The following is a 19,926-nucleotide window of genomic DNA, read 5'->3' on the forward strand; positions in this document are numbered from 1 at the left end:
AGAAAAATTTACTCGTGAAAAAACTTTTATTTCTATTCTTCTTTCTCTTCTCCTTACTTTCATTGGCGCAGTCGAAAGTTCCGTTTCTCGGGAAAAGAGATTTCAATATAGAAGATGGAACAAATTGCTCCGGAACACCAAGCTATTATATCAACATAAAAGATAACGGCGATGTCTATTTCGGTTTTATACAGATCAATCAGGCAGACGGAACAGAAACCAAAGAAGAAATCAATGCCGGAAAATATGATCCGAAAGTGATGAAAGTTTATTTTAAGACCTATAATGAAACATTTTACGTGAAATTTGATAAAGAAAAAATTTACCTGACGGATGAAAACGGAAAAGTAAGAAAGTCAGACGATTGCTGTCCAGTTTCTGAAATGGAAAAAACGAATTGCGAATGCTCAGGAATATTATACCAATGATGAAAGCGTCTCAACTTCTGTTAATTTTATTTCTCGTTGTTTCCTGTGGTAAAAAACAGTCTCATCCGTACACTTTTTATTACTGGAAAACCCGTTTAGCTTTAGACAAAACAGAGAAAGACGTTTTACAAAAAGCAACCGATCCTTATTTATATACGCGTTTTTTTGATGTTGATAAATTGGACGGGAAATTTCAGCCTGTCGGAGTTATTACTAAGGATCAGAGTTTCAGCAATGATAAAAATATTGTTCCGACGGTTTTTATTACAAACCGTGCGTTTCTCAACATTACCAATGAGGAAATACAGTTTCTTGCAGAAAGTATTAATGATTTAATTACAAAAAAGTCTTCAGAATATCAGCTGAAAACGGACAATCAAATACAAATTGACTGCGACTGGACTGCAGGAACCCGTGATGACTATTTTAAATTTCTGAAAAAATTAAAGGAGGTTTCAAAAAAAACGGTAACCTGCACACTTCGTCTTCATCAGGTAAAAGATAAAAATATCATGGGAATTCCACCGGTTGAGCAGGTATTTCTGATGTGCTACTCCACTTCTTCACCGCTGGAAAACTCAGATAAAAATTCTATCCTTGATGTTAATACTCTGAAAAATTATCTTTCCAAGCTGGAAGATTATCCTGTTAAAAAAATTGAGGTTGCCTTACCGATTTATTCGTGGGGAATCGTAACCAATCATTTGGGAAAACATAAACTGATTAATGCTTTGTCTGAAAAGGATCTTAAAAACCCCGATTTCAAGAGAATATCCGACACAGAAATTGAAATACAGAAGGACGGATTTTATTTCGGAAGTTATCTGAACAAAGGTTTCAGAATAAAAATTGAAGAGATTTCAGATGAGCAGCTTCAGGAAGTTATCCGTTTTCTGGAGAAAAAAATAAACAATTTCGATATTATTTATTATCAGTTAGACAGTAAATTTGTTACAGATCAGAACTTTAACTTGTAAATCCAATTAAAATTCTGCGTAAATTGTCTCATGTTTAAAAAGAGCTCTTACGGATTTCTTAAATGATTGAGCGTAAGAATAATTTGAGAATATACATTACCATTATAACTTAAAAAAACACCATTAACAAAATGAAAAAGTACTTTCTTTCGCTTGCGGTTCTATCGCTTTTTTACAGTAAAACTGAAGCGTGCGCATGGTCTGATCCGGATTATGAATATTTCAATCTGTTTACGCAGAGTATCATCAAGGATAAATCGTACCTGCCTTTTCTTCACAGCTATTCAACAAGATTTTATACTGATTTTAAACAATCCCAGATTCCTAATGAAAATGTGGATACCTGGAAAAAATTCTTTAATAATCAACTGACTTTCGCGGAGACAGATTATCTGGTGAATAAAATGAACATCAATGATCTGAATGCTCTGAAAAATGGCAGCACGAACAATCAGCTTCTTACAAAACTCGGATCTGGTTTCTATTCTAAATATAAGGAAGCGATTGATTATCTGATTGAGGCAAAATATCTTGAACCGTACATGAAAATCAACTACGTTGAAAGTCCGGATTCATTTTATTACCGTGAAAGCGAAGGTTCACAAAATGCAACAAATCTTGATTACAATAAAACCATCACGGCATTAACCTCTCTTTACAATGCGGCAAAAAATCCTGAAATTAAGCAGCGTTACGGATATCAATTGGTGCGTTTCAACCATTATACAAGAAATTACGAAGCAGCGATTGAAGCTTTCAAGAATTATGTTGAACCCATAAAATTAAGAGGAGCAACCTATTTTATGGCTCTCGATCAATTGGCGGGTGCACAACGCGGACTGGATCTGAAAAGTGATGCCAACTGGAATTTCTTTCAGGTCTTTATGAACAGTAAAAGCCGTAAAGAGTCTGCCTTCGTGTCTATGAAACTTTCGGACACTGCTTCTTTTAATAATATTATGAAAAGAGCGGGAACGAATGAAGAAAAAAACATGGCTTATTTTCTTTTAGGCTATGAAGATTTCAACAATCCGATTCCGATTATGGAGAAAATGTTTGAAATAGATCCTGATTCTGAAATTCTGAAAGTGATGGCGGTGAGGAGCATCAATGAACTGGAAAGAAACTATCTTCCGATTTATTATTACACCAACAATAATGAAAAAACTGCGGTAAAAGTCTCTGCAAACACTACAACGGATCAGCCTAAAACTGAAGCTGCGGAAGCTCCTAAAGAGGAAAAAATATCGTTCTGGCAGAAAATTGTGCGCTTTTTTAAGAAGTTATTCGGCGTTAAAGATAAAACGAGTGCTGAAACGAAAGCAGATCAAAGCGATGATGAATTGCTGGACAACCCGAACAGAATTCCGGTTTTCAACAAGAATAATTATTACTATGACGATCAGACGAAAGATTTCTTAGATGATCTGGAAAAATTCACAAGCAAAACGAAAGAGAAATCTAAGGACGAATACTGGCAAATTGCAGATGCTTATCTGAAATTCCTTAAAAAAGATTATAAAGCGAGTACAGAGATTTTAGAAGACATCCAAACCAGCAATCCGGAATATCAGGAACAGATTAAAAGAATGAAGGTTCTGAATAATATTGTTTCCCAGCCTAAAATTGATGCGGATTTCGAAGATCATTTAATGAAAGATTATGCTGAATATTTTGTGGATAAACCGGAGGAGCCTAAAAAAGACAGTACGGAAACAGAATATGATTATTATGGTGAGCTTCCTTCTACAAAAGATTTCCTGAAAGATGTTCTTGCCAACCGTTATTTCCTGCAGGGTGAAGACGGAAAATCTTTCCTGATGAGCAATACGCTTTCTGACCTTCAGTACAACCCCAACTCCAGTCTGGTAAAAAGTGTGGAAGATTTTTACAGAAAGCCGAACAAAACGAAATTCGAGGAACAGATTATTGCTAAAAATATTGATGATGTAGGAAATATCGATGCCTTTTTTGCAGTGATTTATGGTGACAGAGCCATGAGACAGGCAGACTTTGAGAAAGCTAAATCATACTACACAAAAGCTCAGAATTTCACAGGAATTCCTAGAATCAATTATGACTGGGACGGGAATTCTCAGAAAAAAACGCCTCATCAATACGGAGCTTCAGAATACAATGGTTTCAGAAGTATTTCGGATCTTGTTTTCGGACATAATGTTTGGGAAAGTTATCAGAGTGCGCCTGAAGAAAGTATGGTGAAGGAAGATTTTTCTCAGTTTTCTTTCATTAAACCTATGATGAATAAACTTGAATTGACAGATGCTTTAATTCAGCTTAAAAAAATAGGAAGCGGTAAGGACGAAAAATCAACAAAAGCCAATCAGCTCATTGGAAATCTTCTTTACAATACTTCTTCTTTGGGATATTACAGACAGTTATTTGTGATGGATGTTGACAATACGAATGGCGGAAAATATAATTTCTGGAGCACCGACAATGAAACGCCTTATCAGTACTATTATAAAAACTTTACGAGTACTACTTTTATTGAACCTGATAATTTTGATCTGGCAATTAATTATTATAAAAAAGCATTGAATACATCAACGGATAAAGAGCAAAAAGCAAGAATTCTGTTTCAGATGGCAAGTGCGGAACAAGGGAAATATTATCAGTATGAAACTAAAAATCCTTCGAACGTAGATTATTCGGATCCAAAATGGAGCGAGAAAACAGATGCTTTCCAAAAGCAGTTAGATCAGATTAAAAATCAGAAATACAGAACGTATTTTGCCATGCTGAAAACGCAGTATGCCGATACGGAGACTGCAAAAAATCTGATGGGAAGCTGTTCTTATTTCGGGTATTTTATGAAATAGAATGTTTAATAAAAAAAGGAATCAGATCGATTCCTTTTTTTGTTTCTGTTTCTGCAGCCATTCTTCATGTTTTTTTCTGAAAAAATCGTGCTTGTAATCCTGATTTCTTTTGGCAGCATCAATAGAATGTGAAGAATGGATATCTTCATCTTCTTCTGCAAAATCTGCCAGTTTTTCATAGTAACAATGAAGCTGATCGAGTTCTTTCTCCGTTAAATCTTCAATATCAACAATCCTGTTGCTGGCTTTTTCATTCGCTGCGATCAATTCATTTAATTTGATCTGAATGGCTTTGGAATCTTTATTCTGTGCTTTCTGAATTAAAAATACCATGAGAAAAGTGATAATAGTTGTCCCTGTATTTATAACGAGCTGCCATGTTTCGGAATAGTTAAAAACAGGTCCTAAAACTGCCCATATAATGACGATTAAGGTCGCCCCGATGAAAGCGTAAGAACTCCCTGTAAATTTTGTTGCCCAATCTGAGAATTTTTCGAAAAAACTTTTATCTGATCTTGCCATTTTTCGTTGTATTAGTAAGTTAATAAGCATCAAAAATTCCGCCGAAAAAGCCAATGTAAAATTGTAATTTTTATATCCGCTAGATTAATTATCCAAATGATATTCCTGATGTTATTTATATTTCAATATTATTTTTTTACTTCAGAGTACTTCACTGCTTTATCCACTTCAATTGGATTATTATATTTTTTAATTCTATGCTGTTCATCAAAAGTATATTGCCGAAGTTCTTCCGGTTTGTAAATGATTCTGCCATCATCCAGTCCTAATTTGTTATTTTCGTCAATTTTCACGTCACCGTTATTGATAAATTTTATTGGATCAAGATAATAACTTAGTAACATGGATTTGTATTTAGAATATGGAATTTCTATTCCTCTTGATTTTGCATTTTTATAGAAGCTTATCAACTGTGTTTCGGTTAAGTTTTCTGATCTGTTCAAAGAGAAATGATAATTTTCTTTATCATCATAAATTTCAATAATCATTCCCGGTAAACCGTGAAATTTATATGGTCCTTCCTGAAAAGGAAAGTCTTTTGCAAACCATGCGATCCAGTTTCTGCCACCAAATCTTGCCGTAGCTTTCTGAGCTTGAATGGAAGATGAAACTTTAGTTTCCTTTTCAATTTTCCAATTTATTTTAGGTTCATCTATTAATTTGTAAACATCGTAGCTTTGAATACTGTAAAGAACATATTGTTTTGTTTTAATCTTTTTACTGAGCAAATCTGTAACCTTCCCGTTAAACGTCCTTAACCCGGAAACTTTTTCTATAGAATCACTGACAAAAAAAGATCTTTCATAATAGAATGTTTCATCCGGATTAATATCAAGATAATAGTTGGCTTTCCTTACTTCAGCAGAAGTTGAATCAGGACGATAAGCTACATCATAAATAAACCGATGAGTCTGCGCTGATAACGATATGTAAAGCAAGACTGTTAAAAGTAAGAGTTTTTTCATAAGAATATTTTCGTAAATATACATAACAGCAATGACCTTTCTCTTCATAAAATTGGATAAAACTAAAAAAATCCGCTCCTCGAAAGGAACGGATTTTATATAATCATTGCAAAGTATGCAATTATCACACTTTAATTTCAACATCTACACCTGAAGGAAGTTCTAACTTCATTAGAGCATCCACAGTTTTAGAAGAAGAAGAGTAGATATCCATCAATCTCTTGTGAGCTGATAACTGGAACTGCTCTCTTGCTTTCTTGTTTACGTGTGGAGATCTCAACACTGTGAAGATTCTCTTGTTGGTTGGCAATGGAATTGGTCCGTTTACAACAGCACCAGTAGCCTTTACCGTTTTTACGATTTTCTCTGCAGATTTATCTACCAAGTTGTAATCGTAGGATTTAAGTTTTATTCTGATTCTTTGTGACATTTTAATCTAATTTAATATTAACCTTTAGCCTTAGCGATTACTTCTTCAGCAACGTTTGTAGGAGCAGCTTCGTATTTCTCGAATTCCATAGAAGATGTTGCTCTACCTGAAGATAACGTTCTAAGAGAAGTTACATAACCAAACATTTCAGAAAGCGGAACGAAAGCCTTGATAACTTTAGCGTTGTTTCTGTCGTCCATACCGTTTACAGTACCTCTTCTTCTGTTAAGGTCACCTACGATATCACCCATGTACTCTTCAGGAGTTACTACTTCAAGCTTCATGATTGGCTCCATGATAACCGCTTTAGCAGCTCTACCAGATTCTTTGAAACCTAACTTTGCAGCCAATTCGAAAGATAACTGATCCGAGTCAACCTGGTGGTAAGATCCATCTTTCAATGTAATCTTCATAGATTCAACCTCAAATCCAGCTAAAGGACCGTTCTTCATTGCTTCTCTGAATCCTTTTTCTACTGAAGGGATAAATTCTTTAGGAATGTTACCACCTTTAATTTCGTTGATGAATTCAAGACCTGTTTTACCTTCGTCTGCAGGACCGATTTCGAATACGATATCTGCGAACTTACCTCTACCTCCAGACTGTTTTTTGTAAACTTCTCTGTGGTTAGCTTTTTGTGTAAGAGCTTCTTTGTATTCTACTTGCGGCTGACCTTGGTTAACCTCTACTTTGAACTCTCTTCTCATACGGTCTACGATGATATCCAAGTGAAGCTCACCCATACCAGAGATGATTGTTTGTCCTGAAGCCTCGTCTGTCTTAACCTGGAACGTTGGATCTTCTTCAGCTAATTTTGCTAAAGCGTTACCCATTTTATCCTGGTCAGCTTTCGTTTTAGGCTCAACAGCGATACCGATTACCGGATCCGGGAAGATCATTGATTCTAGAACGATTGGGTTCTTTTCATCAGATAATGTATCTCCTGTTTTAATATCTTTAAATCCTACAGCAGCACCAATATCTCCAGCCTCGATATACTCAACCGGATTTTGCTTGTTTGCGTGCATCTGATAGATTCTTGAGATTCTTTCTTTATTACCAGATCTTGTGTTTAGTACATAAGAACCAGCATCCAATCTTCCTGAGTAAGCTCTGAAGAATGCTAATCTACCTACGAATGGGTCAGTAGCAATTTTGAAAGCTAATGCAGCGAAAGGTTCCTCAACAGATGGTTTTCTTTCGATATCAGCGTCAGTTCTTGGATCTGTTCCTTTGATATTATCCTTATCTAGTGGAGAAGGAAGATATTTACAAACAGCATCAAGCATGAACTGTACTCCTTTGTTTTTGAAAGAAGATCCACAAGTCATTGGGATGATAGAAAGATCGATAGTCGCTTTTCTTAAAGCTTCGTTGATTTCTTCTTCAGAAATTGAATCCGGATCTTCGAAGAATTTCTCCATCAAAGTCTCATCATAATCAGCTACCGCTTCTACTAATTTCTCTCTATATTCAAGAACTTCATCCTTCATGTCTTCAGGAATCGGAACTACTTCATAAGTTGCTCCCTGTCCTGCTTCATCCCAGATGATCGCTCTGTTTTTAATTAAGTCTACAACTCCTTTGAAATCTTCTTCAGCACCGATTGGTAAAACGATTGGAACTGCATTAGATCCTAACATTTCTTTTACTTGTTTTACAACGTTCAAGAAGTCAGCACCCTGTCTGTCCATTTTGTTTACGAATCCCATTCTCGCAACTTTGTAGTTGTCAGCAAGTCTCCAGTTGGTTTCAGACTGAGGCTCTACTCCGTCTACTGCAGAAAATAAGAATACCAAACCGTCCAATACTCTCAAAGATCTGTTTACTTCTACGGTGAAGTCAACGTGTCCCGGTGTATCGATAATGTTGAAGTGATAAGGTTTTGTTTCAGGTAATTTCTTACCCTGATCTGTTGGGAAATTCCAGTTACAAGTAGTTGCAGCAGAAGTAATAGTAATACCTCTTTCTGCTTCCTGTTCCATCCAGTCCATTGTAGAAGCACCATCGTGAACCTCTCCAATTTTGTGGTTTACACCTGTATAGAATAAAATCCTTTCTGTAGTGGTAGTCTTACCTGCATCAATGTGAGCAGCAATACCAATATTTCTTGTAAATTTAAGATCTCTTCCCATTTCAGATTAGAATTTGAAGTGTGAGAAAGCTTTGTTTGCTTCCGCCATTTTGTGAGTATCTGTTTTCTTTTTGAAAGCAGCACCTTCTTCTCTTGAAGCAGCTACTACCTCATTAGCTAATTTCAAAGCCATAGACTTATCATTTCTCTTTTTAGAGTAGCTAATTAACCATTTCATTGCCATAGAAATTTTTCTATCTGCTCTGATTGGCATAGGAATCTGAAAGTTAGCTCCACCTACTCTTCTAGAACGTACTTCTACGTGAGGCATAACGTTTGTTAATGCATCTTTCCAGATTTCAAGGGCTGTTTTTTCAGTATCTCCTTTTTTAGTTTCTACGATATCCAATGCATCATAGAAAATTTTGAATGCGATTGACTTCTTACCGTCAAGCATTAAATTGTTTACGAATCTCGTTACCAACTGATCATTAAATTTTGGATCTGGTAACAACGGTCTTTTTTTCGCTTTCGTCTTTCTCATTGTTTCTGTACCTTATTTAATGATTATTTTTTCTTTCCTTTTGCTGGTGCAGCTGGTGCCTGACCTGGTTTAGGTCTCTTAGCTCCGTACTTCGATCTTCTCTGCGTTCTTCCATTTACACCTGCAGTGTCTAATGCACCTCTTACGATGTGGTAACGTACTCCCGGTAGGTCTTTCACCCTTCCGCCTCTAACCAATACTATCGAGTGCTCCTGAAGATTGTGTCCTTCGCCCGGGATATAGGCATTCACTTCTTTACCGTTAGAAAGTCTTACCCTAGCAACTTTTCTTAGTGCAGAGTTAGGTTTCTTAGGTGTAGTAGTATATACTCTCGTACATACACCACGTCTTTGTGGACAAGAATCTAGGGCAGCCGATTTGCTCTTCTTGGCAAGCGTGGCTCTTCCTTTTCTTACTAATTGTTGAATAGTAGGCATTTAATTGCTTTTTATTTTAGGGTGCAAAAATAGTAATATTTTTTTAATTAACAAGCAGTTATATAGAAATAATATTTTTATTTAAAATTTAATTAACAGATACTTATGGTTTATCAACAATTGCAACACGAACATTTCTGTTCCACCCAAAATGCCTGAATTATTTGAAGTTTATACAGATTCTTTATTAATACAAATGGATATTGTTAAAATAAGCAGCGACTCCAGCATCATTATCTACAATTTTTGATTCTAATATATAATATGTATATAGAAAAATGGTGTTGCAAATTAGAATGCAAAAACTGCCATATTTAAATTCATTCTAAAAATATCAAAGATAAGTATCATCAATCACGAAACCGCATTTTCGGCACAATATTTACTTAATTTTGTTTCAGAAAAATAAACTACAATAGAGATATGAAAAACGCCCACATTATCGGTCTTAAAGAAACCGACTGCAAAAAGATTTCAGAAAAATTAAATATTCTTTTAGCTAACTATTCCGTATTTTATCAGAATACAAGAGGCTCTCACTGGAACATTAAAGGAGATCAGTTTTTTACACTTCACCCTAAATTTGAGGAACTATACAACAGTCTTGTTTTAAAGATTGATGAAATTGCAGAAAGAATTTTAACACTGGGTGCTACACCGGCTCACAATTATTCAGACTACCTGAAAGTATCAACCATAAAAGAAAGCGTGGAAGTAAGCGATGCTACGAAAAGTGTTGAAAACATTTTAAATTCATTCAAAGTAGTCATTGATCTTCAGAGAGAACTTTTAGATATTACTGATGCAGCCGGAGACGAAGGAACAAACTCTCAGATGAGTGACTACATTACAGAACAGGAAAAAGAAGTATGGATGTACAATTCTTATCTTGGGAAGTAAAGAAAAAAATTTTCCTTAAAAAGTAAAAAAATCACCTTACATTTAGGTGATTTTATTTTTAATAACTATATTTGCGTATAAATTACACAATTATGCACAACGTACGATTAAACTCCATTTTAGATAACGACTTTTACAAAATAACCATGCAGAATGCGGTAGTAAAATTATTCCCAAGCTCTGTAGTAAAATATGAATTCATCAACCGCGGAAAACATCAGTTTCCTGAAGGTTTCGATGTTGCTTTAAGAGAAGCGGTTAATAAAATGGCAGAACTGAAGCTGACGAAAGATGAAAAAAGATTTATGGCAAGAACCTGCCCTTACATTGATCTTCCCTACTTAGATTTTCTGGAAGGCTATCATTATGATCCTTCCGAAGTTAAAATTCATCAGGAAGGAAGCGATCTTTCTGTAACGGTTGAAGGACTCTGGTACAGAACAATTCTTTGGGAAGTTCCTTTACTCGCACTCATCAGCGAGCTCCACTACGAAATGAACCATATGGAAAGAGATTCCAATGAAGTAGTGATGAATAAAACCTTGGAAAAAGCAGAAACATTGGCAAAACTGGGCGTTAATTTCGCAGAATTCGGAACCCGCAGAAGACATTCCCATAAAGTTCAGAATCTGGTTATGGAGGCTTTAACACAGAAGAAAAATTCTACATTTATTGGTTCATCCAATGTACATTTCGCCATGAAATACAATGTAAAACCTATCGGAACCCATGCTCATGAATGGTTTATGTTCCACGCAGCAGAATATGGTTTCAAGATGGCAAACGAACTGGCTCTGGAACACTGGGTAGACGTTTACCGTGGAGATTTGGGAGTTGCCCTTTCAGATACCTACACAACGGATGTTTTCTTTCAGCAGTTTGATAAAAAGTTTGCAAAACTCTTCGATGGTGTTCGTCACGATAGCGGCGATCCTCTGGAATTCGCAGATAAAACCATTGCCCATTATGAAAGACACGGCATTAATCCGCTATTCAAATATATTATTTTTTCAGATGGTTTAAATCTTGAAAAAGTAGAAGAAATCACCAATTACTGCAAAGGAAAAATCGGAGTTTCTTTCGGAATCGGAACTAATCTTACCAACGATGTCGGCTTAAAACCGATGAATATCGTCATGAAGCTTATCGGCGTTCAGGCTCCGAATAAAGAATGGATTCCAACCGTAAAATTATCCGATGAACACGGAAAATATACCGGAGATCCTAAAATGATTGAATTGGCGAAAGAATTTTTAAGAATAAAAGATTAAAACAGAAATGATGAAAAAAATTATCTTATCAGCTTCAATTTTTGCAACAGCATTTTCGTTTGCTCAGAAAACTACAGAAAAACCGAAGTTCAACGAAAAATTAGCTACAGAACTGGGAGCCGATAAATACGGAATGAAGCCGTACGTAATCGTAATACTGACGACAGGAACTACAAAAATTGAAGACAGGACAAAAATGGCTGAATTAATGAAAGAACATTTAGCCAACATCGGAAAACTTGCTAAAGAAGGAAAAGTTATAGTGGCAGGATCGTTTACCTCAGATAACAAACAAAATTTTGAAGGGATGTTCATCTTCAATACAAAATCCCAAGAAGAAGCAGAATCATGGGTTAAAACAGATCCCGCCGTAAAAGCAGGAGTCTTCGGATATGAAATCTTACCATGGTACGGATCGGCAGCTCTGCCTTTATACCTGAAGCACCATGAGGAAATTGCAAAAGAAAATCCTTAATTACTAAGGTCAATGAGAAAATTATCTTACGTTTTATTGTTACTATTATTAATCAACTGCAAGAATAAATCTTCCGTATTTGAAGTAAAAATAAATCATGTTTCAAAAAATATTATTGATGAACTTAAGCACTTAAAAGCAGAGGAGACTAATTTTTCAGGATTACTTTATAAAGATGAAAAATACGAAGTGCGGAAAAGCTGCTCTGGTGAATGGGGAGGAACTGTTTATTTTAAAAACAGACAAAACAACATCATTCATTATGCAGTGGCAACCTGCCCTGTTTCTGTAAATAAAATAAACGGAAAATATTACGTTTCGAATTCTTTAGCACACATGACGGGATTTTCAAAGATTCTTGAAATTGCAGATCCTGAAAAAATGGAAATCACCAAGAAGATTCCGGTTTATCATCCCGATATTATAACTCGGGAATATGAATCAGAATCAACTTTAGGAACAAAAAAAATTCTTGATACAACCAGAGTTCTCATTATATCAAGTTTCGTTTATAATAAAAAGCTGTATTCAATAATTTCAGGTATTGACGGAACAAAAACAACCATTTCAGAATTAAAAAATAACCGGTTTGAAACAGTAACTGAACTTCCTGAAAAGATTTTTTATTCAGAACCCATTATTGTTAAAAAAGCAGAGAATGATCTTGAATTGTATTTCCAACATCCCCAAAAAGGAATTATGAAACTTCATGATAATAAAGTTCAAATAACGTATTACGAAAAATAAAAAAACAGGCTGTCAAAATTATGACAGCCAGCTTTTTCTAATAATCAATGCAAATATAAGGTTTACGCGCAAGTACACAACAATAAGGATTACTGCAGAAGATATATCCCGGATTACAGACTCCGTATTCTAAAGGAACTTGGCAGTTTTCATAAGCGCCACCTGCAATTGCTTTCAGCTCTTTTCTGTTTAAAGACTTTAAATTTTTCATAGTATTTTGTTTAATTTGCTCCTACTCTTAAGATTTTTGGACACCTCTATAATAATTCCTTTTATAGAGATTTAAATATACAAAATATTTTCACACAAAAATTTACACAAGGTTTTCTTATCTTTATAAAAAACAAAACATTATGAAAACCATAGAAGAAGTTCTGAAAAAATTAGACGCAATCATCATCTGGGCGAAAGAAAATCAAAGTCCGGTCGGATATTTTGCCTGTACCTACAGAATTATGACAGCACAGGTTCTGAAAGGAATTCAGCAGAAAAAATTTGAAGACAATCCGAGAATGATTGTACTGGATATTGCTTTTGCCACACGTTATCTTGAAGCGTGGGAAGCTTATTCGAAAGGACAAAAATGCACCAACTCATGGTTTATTGCTTTTGAAGCCGCAAAAAATAAAAATCTGCTTATCTTACAGCATATTTTCTTAGGCATGAATGCACACATCAATCTCGATTTAGGAATTTCCGCTGCTTCCATTATGCCTTACCGAAAAATCAACCCGCTGAAAAAAGACTTCGAAAACATCAACAATGTGATTGCCTCCATTAACCAGAAAGTTCAGGATTCTTTAAACAAGATTTGTTATCCAGTAGAATTAATTGACAAACTTTCCAACGGAAAAGACAACGCTGTTCTGGACTTTGCCATTTCAAAAGCGAGAGATACTTCATGGGCAACCGCCGTTATTGCATCGAATACACCCAACTTTCTGAGAGAAAACGTAATCGGAATCGTAGATTATGCCGCAGCAAAAGTTGCCACCCAAATTTTGAATCCTAAAATCCTGACTCCTTCTTTATTAAAGGAATTGAAAAAATGCGAGAGCAATGACGTGGTGAAAAACATTGAAATTTTGGCTTCTACCAAAAATATTTAACTTTCTTATGTAACCTTACAATTAATTTAATTAAAGTAAGACTCTTAGTTTTTACCAAGTTTTTTCATAAGAATAGCTTCCATCTTTTCGTAGCCTTTTGCTGTAGGATGAATTTCGTCTTCGGTGTAGATTTTATCCAGTCCGTTTCGGGAATCTTTCATTTCGGAATGATAATCTACGTAAGGAATATTGTTCTTTTTCGCATACGCTTCAATCATTTTGTTCAGTGCAATTACTTTTTCCGCCGGATGCATATCTTTTCTCCAGCCGAAATCATAAGCAGGAAGTACCGAACAAAGTACCACTTTTATATTATTCGCTTTTGCAAGTTCCACCATCGAAACAATATTTCCAAAAACTTTATTCAGAGAAATCGGTCCCTGATTTTCCGCAATATCATTTGTTCCGGCAAGAATAATAACGCGTTTCGGTTTTAGATTGATAACATCTTCACGGAATCTCAAAAGCATCTGCGAAGTCACCTGTCCGCTAATCCCCCTTCCGACAAAATTATTCTTTGTAAAAAATGAAGGATCTGTAGAAAACCAGCCTTCCGTAATAGAATCCCCCATAAAAACAGTATTGGGAATTGTCTTCTTGGCTAAAACTTCCTGATTTTGCTTTTCATATTTAGCATAATTGGCAAAATCCTGCGCTGAAAAAATGGATGAAAACATAACCGCTGCAATGCTTAAGAATTTCATGAAACTTATTTTTGATTTGAAAAGATGAAATAACGGAAAACAAATTGATCCTGCAAATATCTTTCCCGAAAAAACCAAAACTTTTAGTTGATTAATTTTTAACCACAATGTCACAAAAGATTTTTAATTTTTTATTATACCGAAAGATTTGAATATCGTAATCAACATATTATAATGATCTCTTGCAGGTTTTGCGGTTGAAAAAAAATAATTTCTAATATAAAACTTACGGTTTTCCATAAAAGAAATCAATTTTCCTTTTTGTAATTTTGAAAAATGGAGATGACATATTTAATTATAGGATTTATAGCCGGAGGAATTCTTGGTGCGGTTATTTTATATTTCGCCCAGAAATCGTCTACCGTTTCGAGGAATTCTTACGATGAACTCAATAATTTACACATTAAAAACAGTTCCGATTTAGAAAATTCAAATCAGAAAATTCAGGAATTAACACAAAATATCAGCAGGGAAAAAGAAATCAATGCACAGCAGAGCGACATTCTTAATGACCTGAAAAATGAATTTGCCAAAATTTCTGCGGAACACGCTTCTTTAAACACTCAATTTTCCGAACAGAAAGAATTTAGCGCTAAACAGAATCTTCAGATCGAAAATCTTTTAACAGAAAAACAGACTTTGTTTGCAAAAAACTCGGAGCTTTCCGCAATTAACGAAAGCTTACAGAAATCTTTGCAGACGCAGAAAGAAGAAATCGCAAAAATTCAGGAAGAAGCGAAACTGCAGTTTAAAAACTTAGCCAATGAAATTTTAGAGGAAAAATCTGAAAGATTCACGGAGCAAAATCAATTAAATATTAAAAACTTATTAAATCCTTTACAAGAAAAAATTAATAATTTCGAGAAAAAAGTTGAAACGACTCATAAAGAGAGCATTGATTATCATGCAGCTTTGAGAGAACAGATTATTGGATTAAAAGATTTAAATGCCCAAATGAGCAAAGAGACTCTCAATCTGACAAAAGCATTAAAAGGAGATAGCAAAATCCAGGGAAATTGGGGAGAATTAGTTCTAGAAAGAGTTTTAGAAAAATCAGGACTTGAAAAAGGTAGAGAATATGAAATACAAAAGAGTCATTTAACTGGTGATGGAAATCGCGTCCAGCCAGATGTTATTGTGAATCTTCCAGATGGAAAAAAAATGATTATTGATTCAAAAGTATCTTTGGTTGCTTATGAAAAATATATAAATGAGGAAAGCGATGAAATAAGAACACAATTTTTAAAAGAACACATTAATTCATTAAAAAGACATATTGAACAATTAGGCACCAAAAATTATCATAATTTATATGAAATGGAAAGTCCTGACTTTGTTCTTCTTTTTATTCCTATAGAACCCGCTTTCGCAATTGCATTAGCTGAAGATAGCCAATTATATAATAAAGCATTCGAAAGAAACATTGTAATTGTGACCCCATCAACATTATTAGCTACTTTAAGAACGATAGACAGTATGTGGACAAATCAGAAGCAACAAAACAATGCTATTGAAATTGCTCGTCAAGCAGGTGCATTATATGATAAGTTCGAAGGTTTTGTTACAAACTTATTAAAAGTTGGAAAAAAAATGGAAGAAGCGAAAACTGAATACGAAGGAGCAATGAACAAACTTGTTGAAGGAAGAGGAAATTTAGTTACAGCAGTACAAAAACTAAAAGTAATGGGTGCTAAAGCTACAAAAGCTATACCGGAGAATTTAGTAACTCGCGCAAAAGCTAATGAAGAAATTTCACAACTACATTCTTTACAAAATCAAATTGAAAGTTCTCAAACCACTTTGGAAAATTTAGAAGAATAAAATTTACAACCTCAGATCAGCTCTGAGGTTTTTTATTTAACTGTAAATTTTAACTAATTTTGCAGGATGTTAATAGAAAGCTTTCAGAACGAAAAAGTAAAATACATTACAAAACTTCTTACCGATAACAGATTCCGTAAAAAATCGGATGTTTTTGTGGTGGAAGGACAGCAGGAAAACGACCGTGCTCAGAAATATCATTTTGAACCGCTGGAATTTTTTATCTGTGAAAGTATTTTTCAGAAAGAACTTCCCAAAGGAAAAATTCATCTTGTCAGCGAAAAAGTATACGAAAAAATCGCCTATCGTGGAACTTCGGAAGGAATTATCGGCGTTTACAAAACAAAAGAAGCGGATCTTTCTTTATTTAAACCAAAGGAAGATTCTACCATTATTATTGTAGAAGGTGTTGAAAAACCGGGAAATCTGGGGGCTATTTTGCGAAGTTGTGAAGCTTTCGGAATTGATGCTTTGATTATTTCAGACGGGAAAACCGATTTTTATAATCCGAATGTAATCCGCTCAAGTGTCGGTTGTTTATTCGGAATGGAAGTTTTTCAGGCAGAAAACCATGAAACATTAGATTTTCTTCAGAAAAATAATTTCAATATTTATACAACGATTATGGATGAAACTGCCGAAGATCTTTACAAAAGAGATTTCAAGCAGAAATCTGCCGTTTTATTCGGGACAGAACATTCGGGATTAAGTGATTTCTGGATCGGAAAAGGAAAAAATACACTGATTCCGATGGCAGGAAGTATTGATTCTTTAAACCTGAGCAATGCGGTAGCAATCACGTGCTACGAAACACTGAAACAGAAGAAGGGATAATTTGGCTGTTGGAGATTGGTTGATTGTTAATCGTGATCAGATTTCTTGACAATCATTACAATATAAGCATAAAAAAACCGTTCCACTGAGTGAAACGGTTCTTTTATTTTTAAGCTTAGATTATTTCTTAACTTCAGTCTTAGCGTCTTTAGCAACTTCCTTAACTTCAGCTTTAGCATCTTTAGCAACTTCTTTAACTCCAGCTTTAGCAGAATCAACAGCAACTTTAGCAGAATCAACAGTAGCAGTGATTGTAGAATCAGCAGCTTTAGCTGTAGAATCGATAGCTGTAGTAGCAGAATCAGCAGTAGCTTCAGTAGTGTTAGCTTCAGTTTTTTTACAAGCAACTAAAGAGATTGCAGCGATAGCAGCTACGAATAATGACTTTTTCATAATAAATTAAATTTAATTTTGTTAATATTGTTTTATAAAATCTTTTCTCTGTTCTGTTATTTGAACAAGACAAAGGTAGAGCAGATAGAAAATTTGTTTAGGAAAAATAATTGTAATACCTTTGTAAAATAGTTTTACAAAAAAACATTACTGATAATCAATAATTTAATCATTTTAGAATAAATTGACGGACTTAGATCTATTACATTTTGAGCAGTTGAAAAAGGATGTCCAGGCTCAATATCTGAAAGAATACACTCCTTCCTATGACGATATTTCGAAATGGAAGGGTATCGACATCATTTATTTTCAGGAAGATCTCAGAAAAAAGGCAAAAGGGAACATCAGCGAAAAATCTTTCTATACCTATTTTAAGAATTCGCCGGTTACCAAACTGCCAAGAATTGATATGCTGAATTTACTCAGTATTTATGCGGGATACGACTCATGGTATGAATTCAAAAAACAGCATCTTTTTGCAGGTGAATTGCTGCAGGATGATGAAGATTTGAAAGACAATGAACTTAAAGAACTGGAAAAAACAGTTTCTGCATCACTCGATTTGCCAAAAGATGACGATTTACATAAAAAACAGGAATTTAAAGCCTCTGAAAACTTAGATTTACAAAAAACAATATCTGAAAATCAACTAATTACTAAAAATTCAGAGACTGAAAAAATTTCTTTAGCAGAAGCTGAAAAACCGAAGAAAAATTTCTTCAAAAAGAACGTTTGGGCAATTGTAACTTCTATTTTAGTAATTCTTACCGGACTTTTAGGATTTAAAGATGCGATCTTCCAAAAAACTTATGTCTACTGTTTTACGGATGCCGACAGAAATTTAAGCATTCAGCGTGAAATAGAAATCAAGGTAATCAAGGAAAACGAATCTCCCATTCTTTACAGAATAAAACCCGGAGAATGTTTCAGGTATGCTACAAAGGATAAAAATCTTAAAATGCAGATCAGTTCTCCGTTTTATGAATATCTCGAAGTGAACCGAAATTTGGAAAATGCCCCTGAAGAAGAAACCATCGAACTTAAACCTGATGATTATAAGATGGCGCTTTATTATTTTTCCACAAAGGATGTAAAAGGCGGAAATTCTGAGGAGCAGAATGATCTTATCACCCAGAAAAGAAGACAACTGGAAAACCGTATCAGCAATAACGCCGTAATTACACAGGTTTACGACAGCGATATTTACGGACTTGAAACTTTAGACAAGGAAGATTACATCACTTTAGTCACTACACCTACAACTTCACTTAAAAATCTTAATGTTATCGAAATGAAAACAGATAACAAAGGAAAAATTGTATCTATTAAATTTAAAATCTCAGCCAATGAAAACAATAAATAACTTTTTGTTTTTTATCATAATTATAGGATTCACCATGACTTCGTGCGTTAAAAAGGAAGAAAACGGAGGACAGAGCGATCTGGAAAAACTAAGAAATACCAACAACAAGACAGTAAAAATGGATAGCACACAGGCTATTAATTCCATTACCTCCCAAAAAGTACAGGATGTTCTGGATTTGTCTACCTTATATCTTTCGGGACAGAGAAATACGGAAATTGATACGGCAATTTATTCCAAAATAGAAAAGTATTTCCAGAAGTCTGATTCTACTACCTTTAAGGATCTTTTTAAAGAACTCGAAAGCCTGAATGTAAAAAAAGTACGCGTCAGCAATCTGAATGTTTTCCAGAAAATAAAGGAAAAAGACACGCTGAATTTCGCCAAATTCAATGTGGAATATTTTGGGGATAAAAATAAATCGTTGGGAAATTTTGAACGAAATGCCCAATACACTTTGGTATCAAAACCTGCCCAGAAAAGCAAGGAATTTAAATTTTACTTTGTGAAATTTTACTCGGATGCTCCTGAAAAAGACAGTACATCATCCGGCGTTACCAAATAGTCGAGCGGAATATCATTTTTCCAGACATCATCGATATTTTCTTCGGGGTTAAAGTAATTAACTCCGATTTTTTTTGTCTTTTCCGAAAGTGTTTCAAAAAAGCCATCGTAAAAACCTTTTCCGTATCCCACCCTGTTTCCTTTAGAATCGCAGTACAGCAAAGGTGTTATAACAAAATCAAAGTCCGAAACTCCCGAATCTTCATTAGAAACCGGCTCGGAAATTCCCCATGAATTCAATTCATATTCTGTATCGGAAAAAATTTCAACAGAGATCAGTTTTGTTTCAATAATTTTAGGGACAAAAACTCTGATCTTTTGGCTTAAAAAGTAATCGATAAAAATCTGTGTATTAATTTCCTTAAATTTCTCAATCGGGATGAAAATGTGGATTTTCTGGCTTTGAAAAGGTTTGAAATATTCAATGAAATTGTTAAAAATCTTTTCAGATAACAAGAAAGCCTCATCAATCGACAAGGCTTTTCTTTTTTGCATATATTTTTTTCTTAATTCTGCTTTTAACATAGT

The 19,926-nt window shown here is 34.6% G+C and carries 22 protein-coding genes; 12 read left to right on the forward strand and 10 right to left on the reverse strand.

Annotation, left to right across the window (positions count from 1 at the left end; all coding sequences use genetic code 11):
* Positions 1 to 14 precede the first annotated feature (14 nt).
* From WFH39_RS05575 to WFH39_RS05585, 3 genes are all read left to right on the forward strand, one after another.
* On the forward strand, positions 15 to 428 hold the full coding sequence (locus WFH39_RS05575; protein ID WP_336689108.1) for a hypothetical protein: 414 nt from the start codon (positions 15 to 17) through the stop codon (positions 426 to 428).
* Entirely contained in the window at positions 428 to 1,405 is a 978-nt protein-coding gene (locus WFH39_RS05580; protein WP_336689324.1) for a hypothetical protein, read from the forward strand. The genes WFH39_RS05575 and WFH39_RS05580 overlap by 1 nt, the downstream gene beginning before the upstream one ends.
* Positions 1,406 to 1,536: 131 nt before the next feature.
* A complete protein-coding gene (locus WFH39_RS05585) occupies positions 1,537 to 4,245 on the forward strand; it encodes a hypothetical protein (RefSeq protein WP_336689109.1) in 2,709 nt (902 codons plus the stop codon).
* 21 nt (positions 4,246 to 4,266) lie between these two features.
* On the opposite strand, the gene WFH39_RS05590 is transcribed toward WFH39_RS05585, so the two are convergent.
* From WFH39_RS05590 to rpsL, 6 genes are all read right to left on the reverse strand, one after another.
* Positions 4,267 to 4,767, reverse strand: a complete 501-nt coding sequence (locus WFH39_RS05590) for a low affinity iron permease family protein (RefSeq protein WP_336689110.1) — start codon at positions 4,765 to 4,767, stop codon at positions 4,267 to 4,269.
* Positions 4,768 to 4,895: 128 nt separating this feature from the next.
* A complete protein-coding gene (locus tag WFH39_RS05595; RefSeq protein ID WP_336689111.1) occupies positions 4,896 to 5,732 on the reverse strand; it encodes a GLPGLI family protein in 837 nt (278 codons plus the stop codon).
* A 124-nt stretch (positions 5,733 to 5,856) separates the two neighbouring features.
* Entirely contained in the window at positions 5,857 to 6,162 is a 306-nt protein-coding gene (gene rpsJ / locus WFH39_RS05600) for a 30S ribosomal protein S10 (protein ID WP_002661363.1), read from the reverse strand.
* A 17-nt stretch (positions 6,163 to 6,179) separates the two neighbouring features.
* On the reverse strand, positions 6,180 to 8,297 hold the full coding sequence (gene fusA / locus WFH39_RS05605) for an elongation factor G (RefSeq protein WP_214588326.1): 2,118 nt from the start codon (positions 8,295 to 8,297) through the stop codon (positions 6,180 to 6,182).
* 6 nt (positions 8,298 to 8,303) lie between these two features.
* Positions 8,304 to 8,780 (reverse strand): 30S ribosomal protein S7, encoded by a 477-nt coding sequence (gene rpsG, locus WFH39_RS05610; RefSeq protein WP_214588325.1) that lies wholly within the window; start codon positions 8,778 to 8,780, stop codon positions 8,304 to 8,306.
* Positions 8,781 to 8,803: 23 nt separating this feature from the next.
* A complete protein-coding gene (rpsL, locus tag WFH39_RS05615; protein WP_027381287.1) occupies positions 8,804 to 9,217 on the reverse strand; it encodes a 30S ribosomal protein S12 in 414 nt (137 codons plus the stop codon).
* A gap of 423 nt (positions 9,218 to 9,640) precedes the next feature.
* Between rpsL and WFH39_RS05620 the strand changes: the two genes are divergently transcribed.
* The 4 genes from WFH39_RS05620 (at position 9,641) to WFH39_RS05635 (ending at position 12,610) form a co-directional block, all read left to right on the forward strand.
* Positions 9,641 to 10,117 (forward strand): Dps family protein, encoded by a 477-nt coding sequence (locus tag WFH39_RS05620; RefSeq protein ID WP_336689112.1) that lies wholly within the window; start codon positions 9,641 to 9,643, stop codon positions 10,115 to 10,117.
* A gap of 92 nt (positions 10,118 to 10,209) precedes the next feature.
* The gene (pncB, locus tag WFH39_RS05625; RefSeq protein ID WP_336689113.1) at positions 10,210 to 11,388 is read left to right on the forward strand and encodes a nicotinate phosphoribosyltransferase; all 1,179 of its coding nucleotides are present in this window, start codon (positions 10,210 to 10,212) and stop codon (positions 11,386 to 11,388) included.
* Positions 11,389 to 11,398: 10 nt separating this feature from the next.
* Positions 11,399 to 11,863, forward strand: a complete 465-nt coding sequence (locus WFH39_RS05630; protein ID WP_336689114.1) for a YciI family protein — start codon at positions 11,399 to 11,401, stop codon at positions 11,861 to 11,863.
* A gap of 12 nt (positions 11,864 to 11,875) precedes the next feature.
* Entirely contained in the window at positions 11,876 to 12,610 is a 735-nt protein-coding gene (locus tag WFH39_RS05635; RefSeq protein ID WP_336689115.1) for a hypothetical protein, read from the forward strand.
* Between the two features lie 37 nt (positions 12,611 to 12,647).
* On the opposite strand, the gene WFH39_RS05640 is transcribed toward WFH39_RS05635, so the two are convergent.
* Positions 12,648 to 12,821 carry a bacteriocin-like protein gene (locus tag WFH39_RS05640; protein WP_290265937.1) on the reverse strand — a complete coding sequence of 58 codons (174 nt, stop codon included), beginning with the start codon at positions 12,819 to 12,821 and terminating at the stop codon, positions 12,648 to 12,650.
* 142 nt (positions 12,822 to 12,963) lie between these two features.
* Between WFH39_RS05640 and WFH39_RS05645 the strand changes: the two genes are divergently transcribed.
* Positions 12,964 to 13,719 carry a DUF5995 family protein gene (locus WFH39_RS05645; RefSeq protein WP_336689116.1) on the forward strand — a complete coding sequence of 252 codons (756 nt, stop codon included), beginning with the start codon at positions 12,964 to 12,966 and terminating at the stop codon, positions 13,717 to 13,719.
* Positions 13,720 to 13,763: 44 nt separating this feature from the next.
* Here WFH39_RS05645 and WFH39_RS05650 read toward each other — a convergent pair whose 3' ends face one another.
* Positions 13,764 to 14,423: an SGNH/GDSL hydrolase family protein gene (locus WFH39_RS05650; protein ID WP_336689117.1), complete on the reverse strand. Its 660-nt coding sequence runs from the start codon at positions 14,421 to 14,423 to the stop codon at positions 13,764 to 13,766.
* Positions 14,424 to 14,699: 276 nt separating this feature from the next.
* On the opposite strand from WFH39_RS05650, the gene rmuC reads away from it, so the two are divergent.
* Both rmuC and WFH39_RS05660 read left to right on the forward strand, forming a co-directional pair.
* Positions 14,700 to 16,244 (forward strand): DNA recombination protein RmuC, encoded by a 1,545-nt coding sequence (rmuC, locus tag WFH39_RS05655; RefSeq protein ID WP_336689118.1) that lies wholly within the window; start codon positions 14,700 to 14,702, stop codon positions 16,242 to 16,244.
* A 66-nt stretch (positions 16,245 to 16,310) separates the two neighbouring features.
* Positions 16,311 to 17,078, forward strand: coding sequence for a TrmH family RNA methyltransferase (locus WFH39_RS05660; protein ID WP_336689119.1), 768 nt, complete (start codon positions 16,311 to 16,313; stop codon positions 17,076 to 17,078).
* 120 nt (positions 17,079 to 17,198) lie between these two features.
* On the opposite strand, the gene WFH39_RS05665 is transcribed toward WFH39_RS05660, so the two are convergent.
* Complete coding sequence (locus tag WFH39_RS05665; protein WP_290265926.1) at positions 17,199 to 17,471, reverse strand: hypothetical protein; 273 nt, start codon at positions 17,469 to 17,471, stop codon at positions 17,199 to 17,201.
* Between the two features lie 184 nt (positions 17,472 to 17,655).
* Between WFH39_RS05665 and WFH39_RS05670 the strand changes: the two genes are divergently transcribed.
* Positions 17,656 to 18,834: a hypothetical protein gene (locus WFH39_RS05670; RefSeq protein ID WP_336689120.1), complete on the forward strand. Its 1,179-nt coding sequence runs from the start codon at positions 17,656 to 17,658 to the stop codon at positions 18,832 to 18,834.
* Positions 18,818 to 19,399 (forward strand): hypothetical protein, encoded by a 582-nt coding sequence (locus tag WFH39_RS05675; RefSeq protein WP_336689121.1) that lies wholly within the window; start codon positions 18,818 to 18,820, stop codon positions 19,397 to 19,399. Before WFH39_RS05670 ends, WFH39_RS05675 begins: the two co-directional genes overlap by 17 nt.
* Here WFH39_RS05675 and WFH39_RS05680 read toward each other — a convergent pair.
* A complete protein-coding gene (locus tag WFH39_RS05680; RefSeq protein ID WP_336689122.1) occupies positions 19,348 to 19,923 on the reverse strand; it encodes a 5-formyltetrahydrofolate cyclo-ligase in 576 nt (191 codons plus the stop codon). The genes WFH39_RS05675 and WFH39_RS05680 overlap by 52 nt on opposite strands.
* Positions 19,924 to 19,926 lie beyond the last annotated feature (3 nt).

The organism is Chryseobacterium sp. MMO-72 (assembly GCF_037146035.1).
Lineage (GTDB): Bacteria > Bacteroidota > Bacteroidia > Flavobacteriales > Weeksellaceae > Chryseobacterium > Chryseobacterium indicum.

What these genes read in the sequence shown, in the direction of transcription:
- WFH39_RS05580 (WP_336689324.1), top strand. Translation starts at nt 428, where the DNA reads ATGAAAGCGTCTCAACTTCTGTTAATTTTATTTCTCGTTGTTTCCTGT.
- WFH39_RS05585 (WP_336689109.1), top strand. Translation starts at nt 1,537, where the DNA reads ATGAAAAAGTACTTTCTTTCGCTTGCGGTTCTATCGCTTTTTTACAGT.
- WFH39_RS05590 (WP_336689110.1), bottom strand. Translation starts at nt 4,767, where the DNA reads ATGGCAAGATCAGATAAAAGTTTTTTCGAAAAATTCTCAGATTGGGCA.
- WFH39_RS05595 (WP_336689111.1), bottom strand. Translation starts at nt 5,732, where the DNA reads ATGAAAAAACTCTTACTTTTAACAGTCTTGCTTTACATATCGTTATCA.
- rpsJ (WP_002661363.1), bottom strand. Translation starts at nt 6,162, where the DNA reads ATGTCACAAAGAATCAGAATAAAACTTAAATCCTACGATTACAACTTG.
- fusA (WP_214588326.1), bottom strand. Translation starts at nt 8,297, where the DNA reads ATGGGAAGAGATCTTAAATTTACAAGAAATATTGGTATTGCTGCTCAC.
- rpsG (WP_214588325.1), bottom strand. Translation starts at nt 8,780, where the DNA reads ATGAGAAAGACGAAAGCGAAAAAAAGACCGTTGTTACCAGATCCAAAA.
- rpsL (WP_027381287.1), bottom strand. Translation starts at nt 9,217, where the DNA reads ATGCCTACTATTCAACAATTAGTAAGAAAAGGAAGAGCCACGCTTGCC.
- WFH39_RS05620 (WP_336689112.1), top strand. Translation starts at nt 9,641, where the DNA reads ATGAAAAACGCCCACATTATCGGTCTTAAAGAAACCGACTGCAAAAAG.
- pncB (WP_336689113.1), top strand. Translation starts at nt 10,210, where the DNA reads ATGCACAACGTACGATTAAACTCCATTTTAGATAACGACTTTTACAAA.
- WFH39_RS05630 (WP_336689114.1), top strand. Translation starts at nt 11,399, where the DNA reads ATGAAAAAAATTATCTTATCAGCTTCAATTTTTGCAACAGCATTTTCG.
- WFH39_RS05635 (WP_336689115.1), top strand. Translation starts at nt 11,876, where the DNA reads ATGAGAAAATTATCTTACGTTTTATTGTTACTATTATTAATCAACTGC.
- WFH39_RS05640 (WP_290265937.1), bottom strand. Translation starts at nt 12,821, where the DNA reads ATGAAAAATTTAAAGTCTTTAAACAGAAAAGAGCTGAAAGCAATTGCA.
- WFH39_RS05645 (WP_336689116.1), top strand. Translation starts at nt 12,964, where the DNA reads ATGAAAACCATAGAAGAAGTTCTGAAAAAATTAGACGCAATCATCATC.
- WFH39_RS05650 (WP_336689117.1), bottom strand. Translation starts at nt 14,423, where the DNA reads ATGAAATTCTTAAGCATTGCAGCGGTTATGTTTTCATCCATTTTTTCA.
- rmuC (WP_336689118.1), top strand. Translation starts at nt 14,700, where the DNA reads ATGGAGATGACATATTTAATTATAGGATTTATAGCCGGAGGAATTCTT.
- WFH39_RS05660 (WP_336689119.1), top strand. Translation starts at nt 16,311, where the DNA reads ATGTTAATAGAAAGCTTTCAGAACGAAAAAGTAAAATACATTACAAAA.
- WFH39_RS05665 (WP_290265926.1), bottom strand. Translation starts at nt 17,471, where the DNA reads ATGAAAAAGTCATTATTCGTAGCTGCTATCGCTGCAATCTCTTTAGTT.
- WFH39_RS05675 (WP_336689121.1), top strand. Translation starts at nt 18,818, where the DNA reads ATGAAAACAATAAATAACTTTTTGTTTTTTATCATAATTATAGGATTC.
- WFH39_RS05680 (WP_336689122.1), bottom strand. Translation starts at nt 19,923, where the DNA reads ATGTTAAAAGCAGAATTAAGAAAAAAATATATGCAAAAAAGAAAAGCC.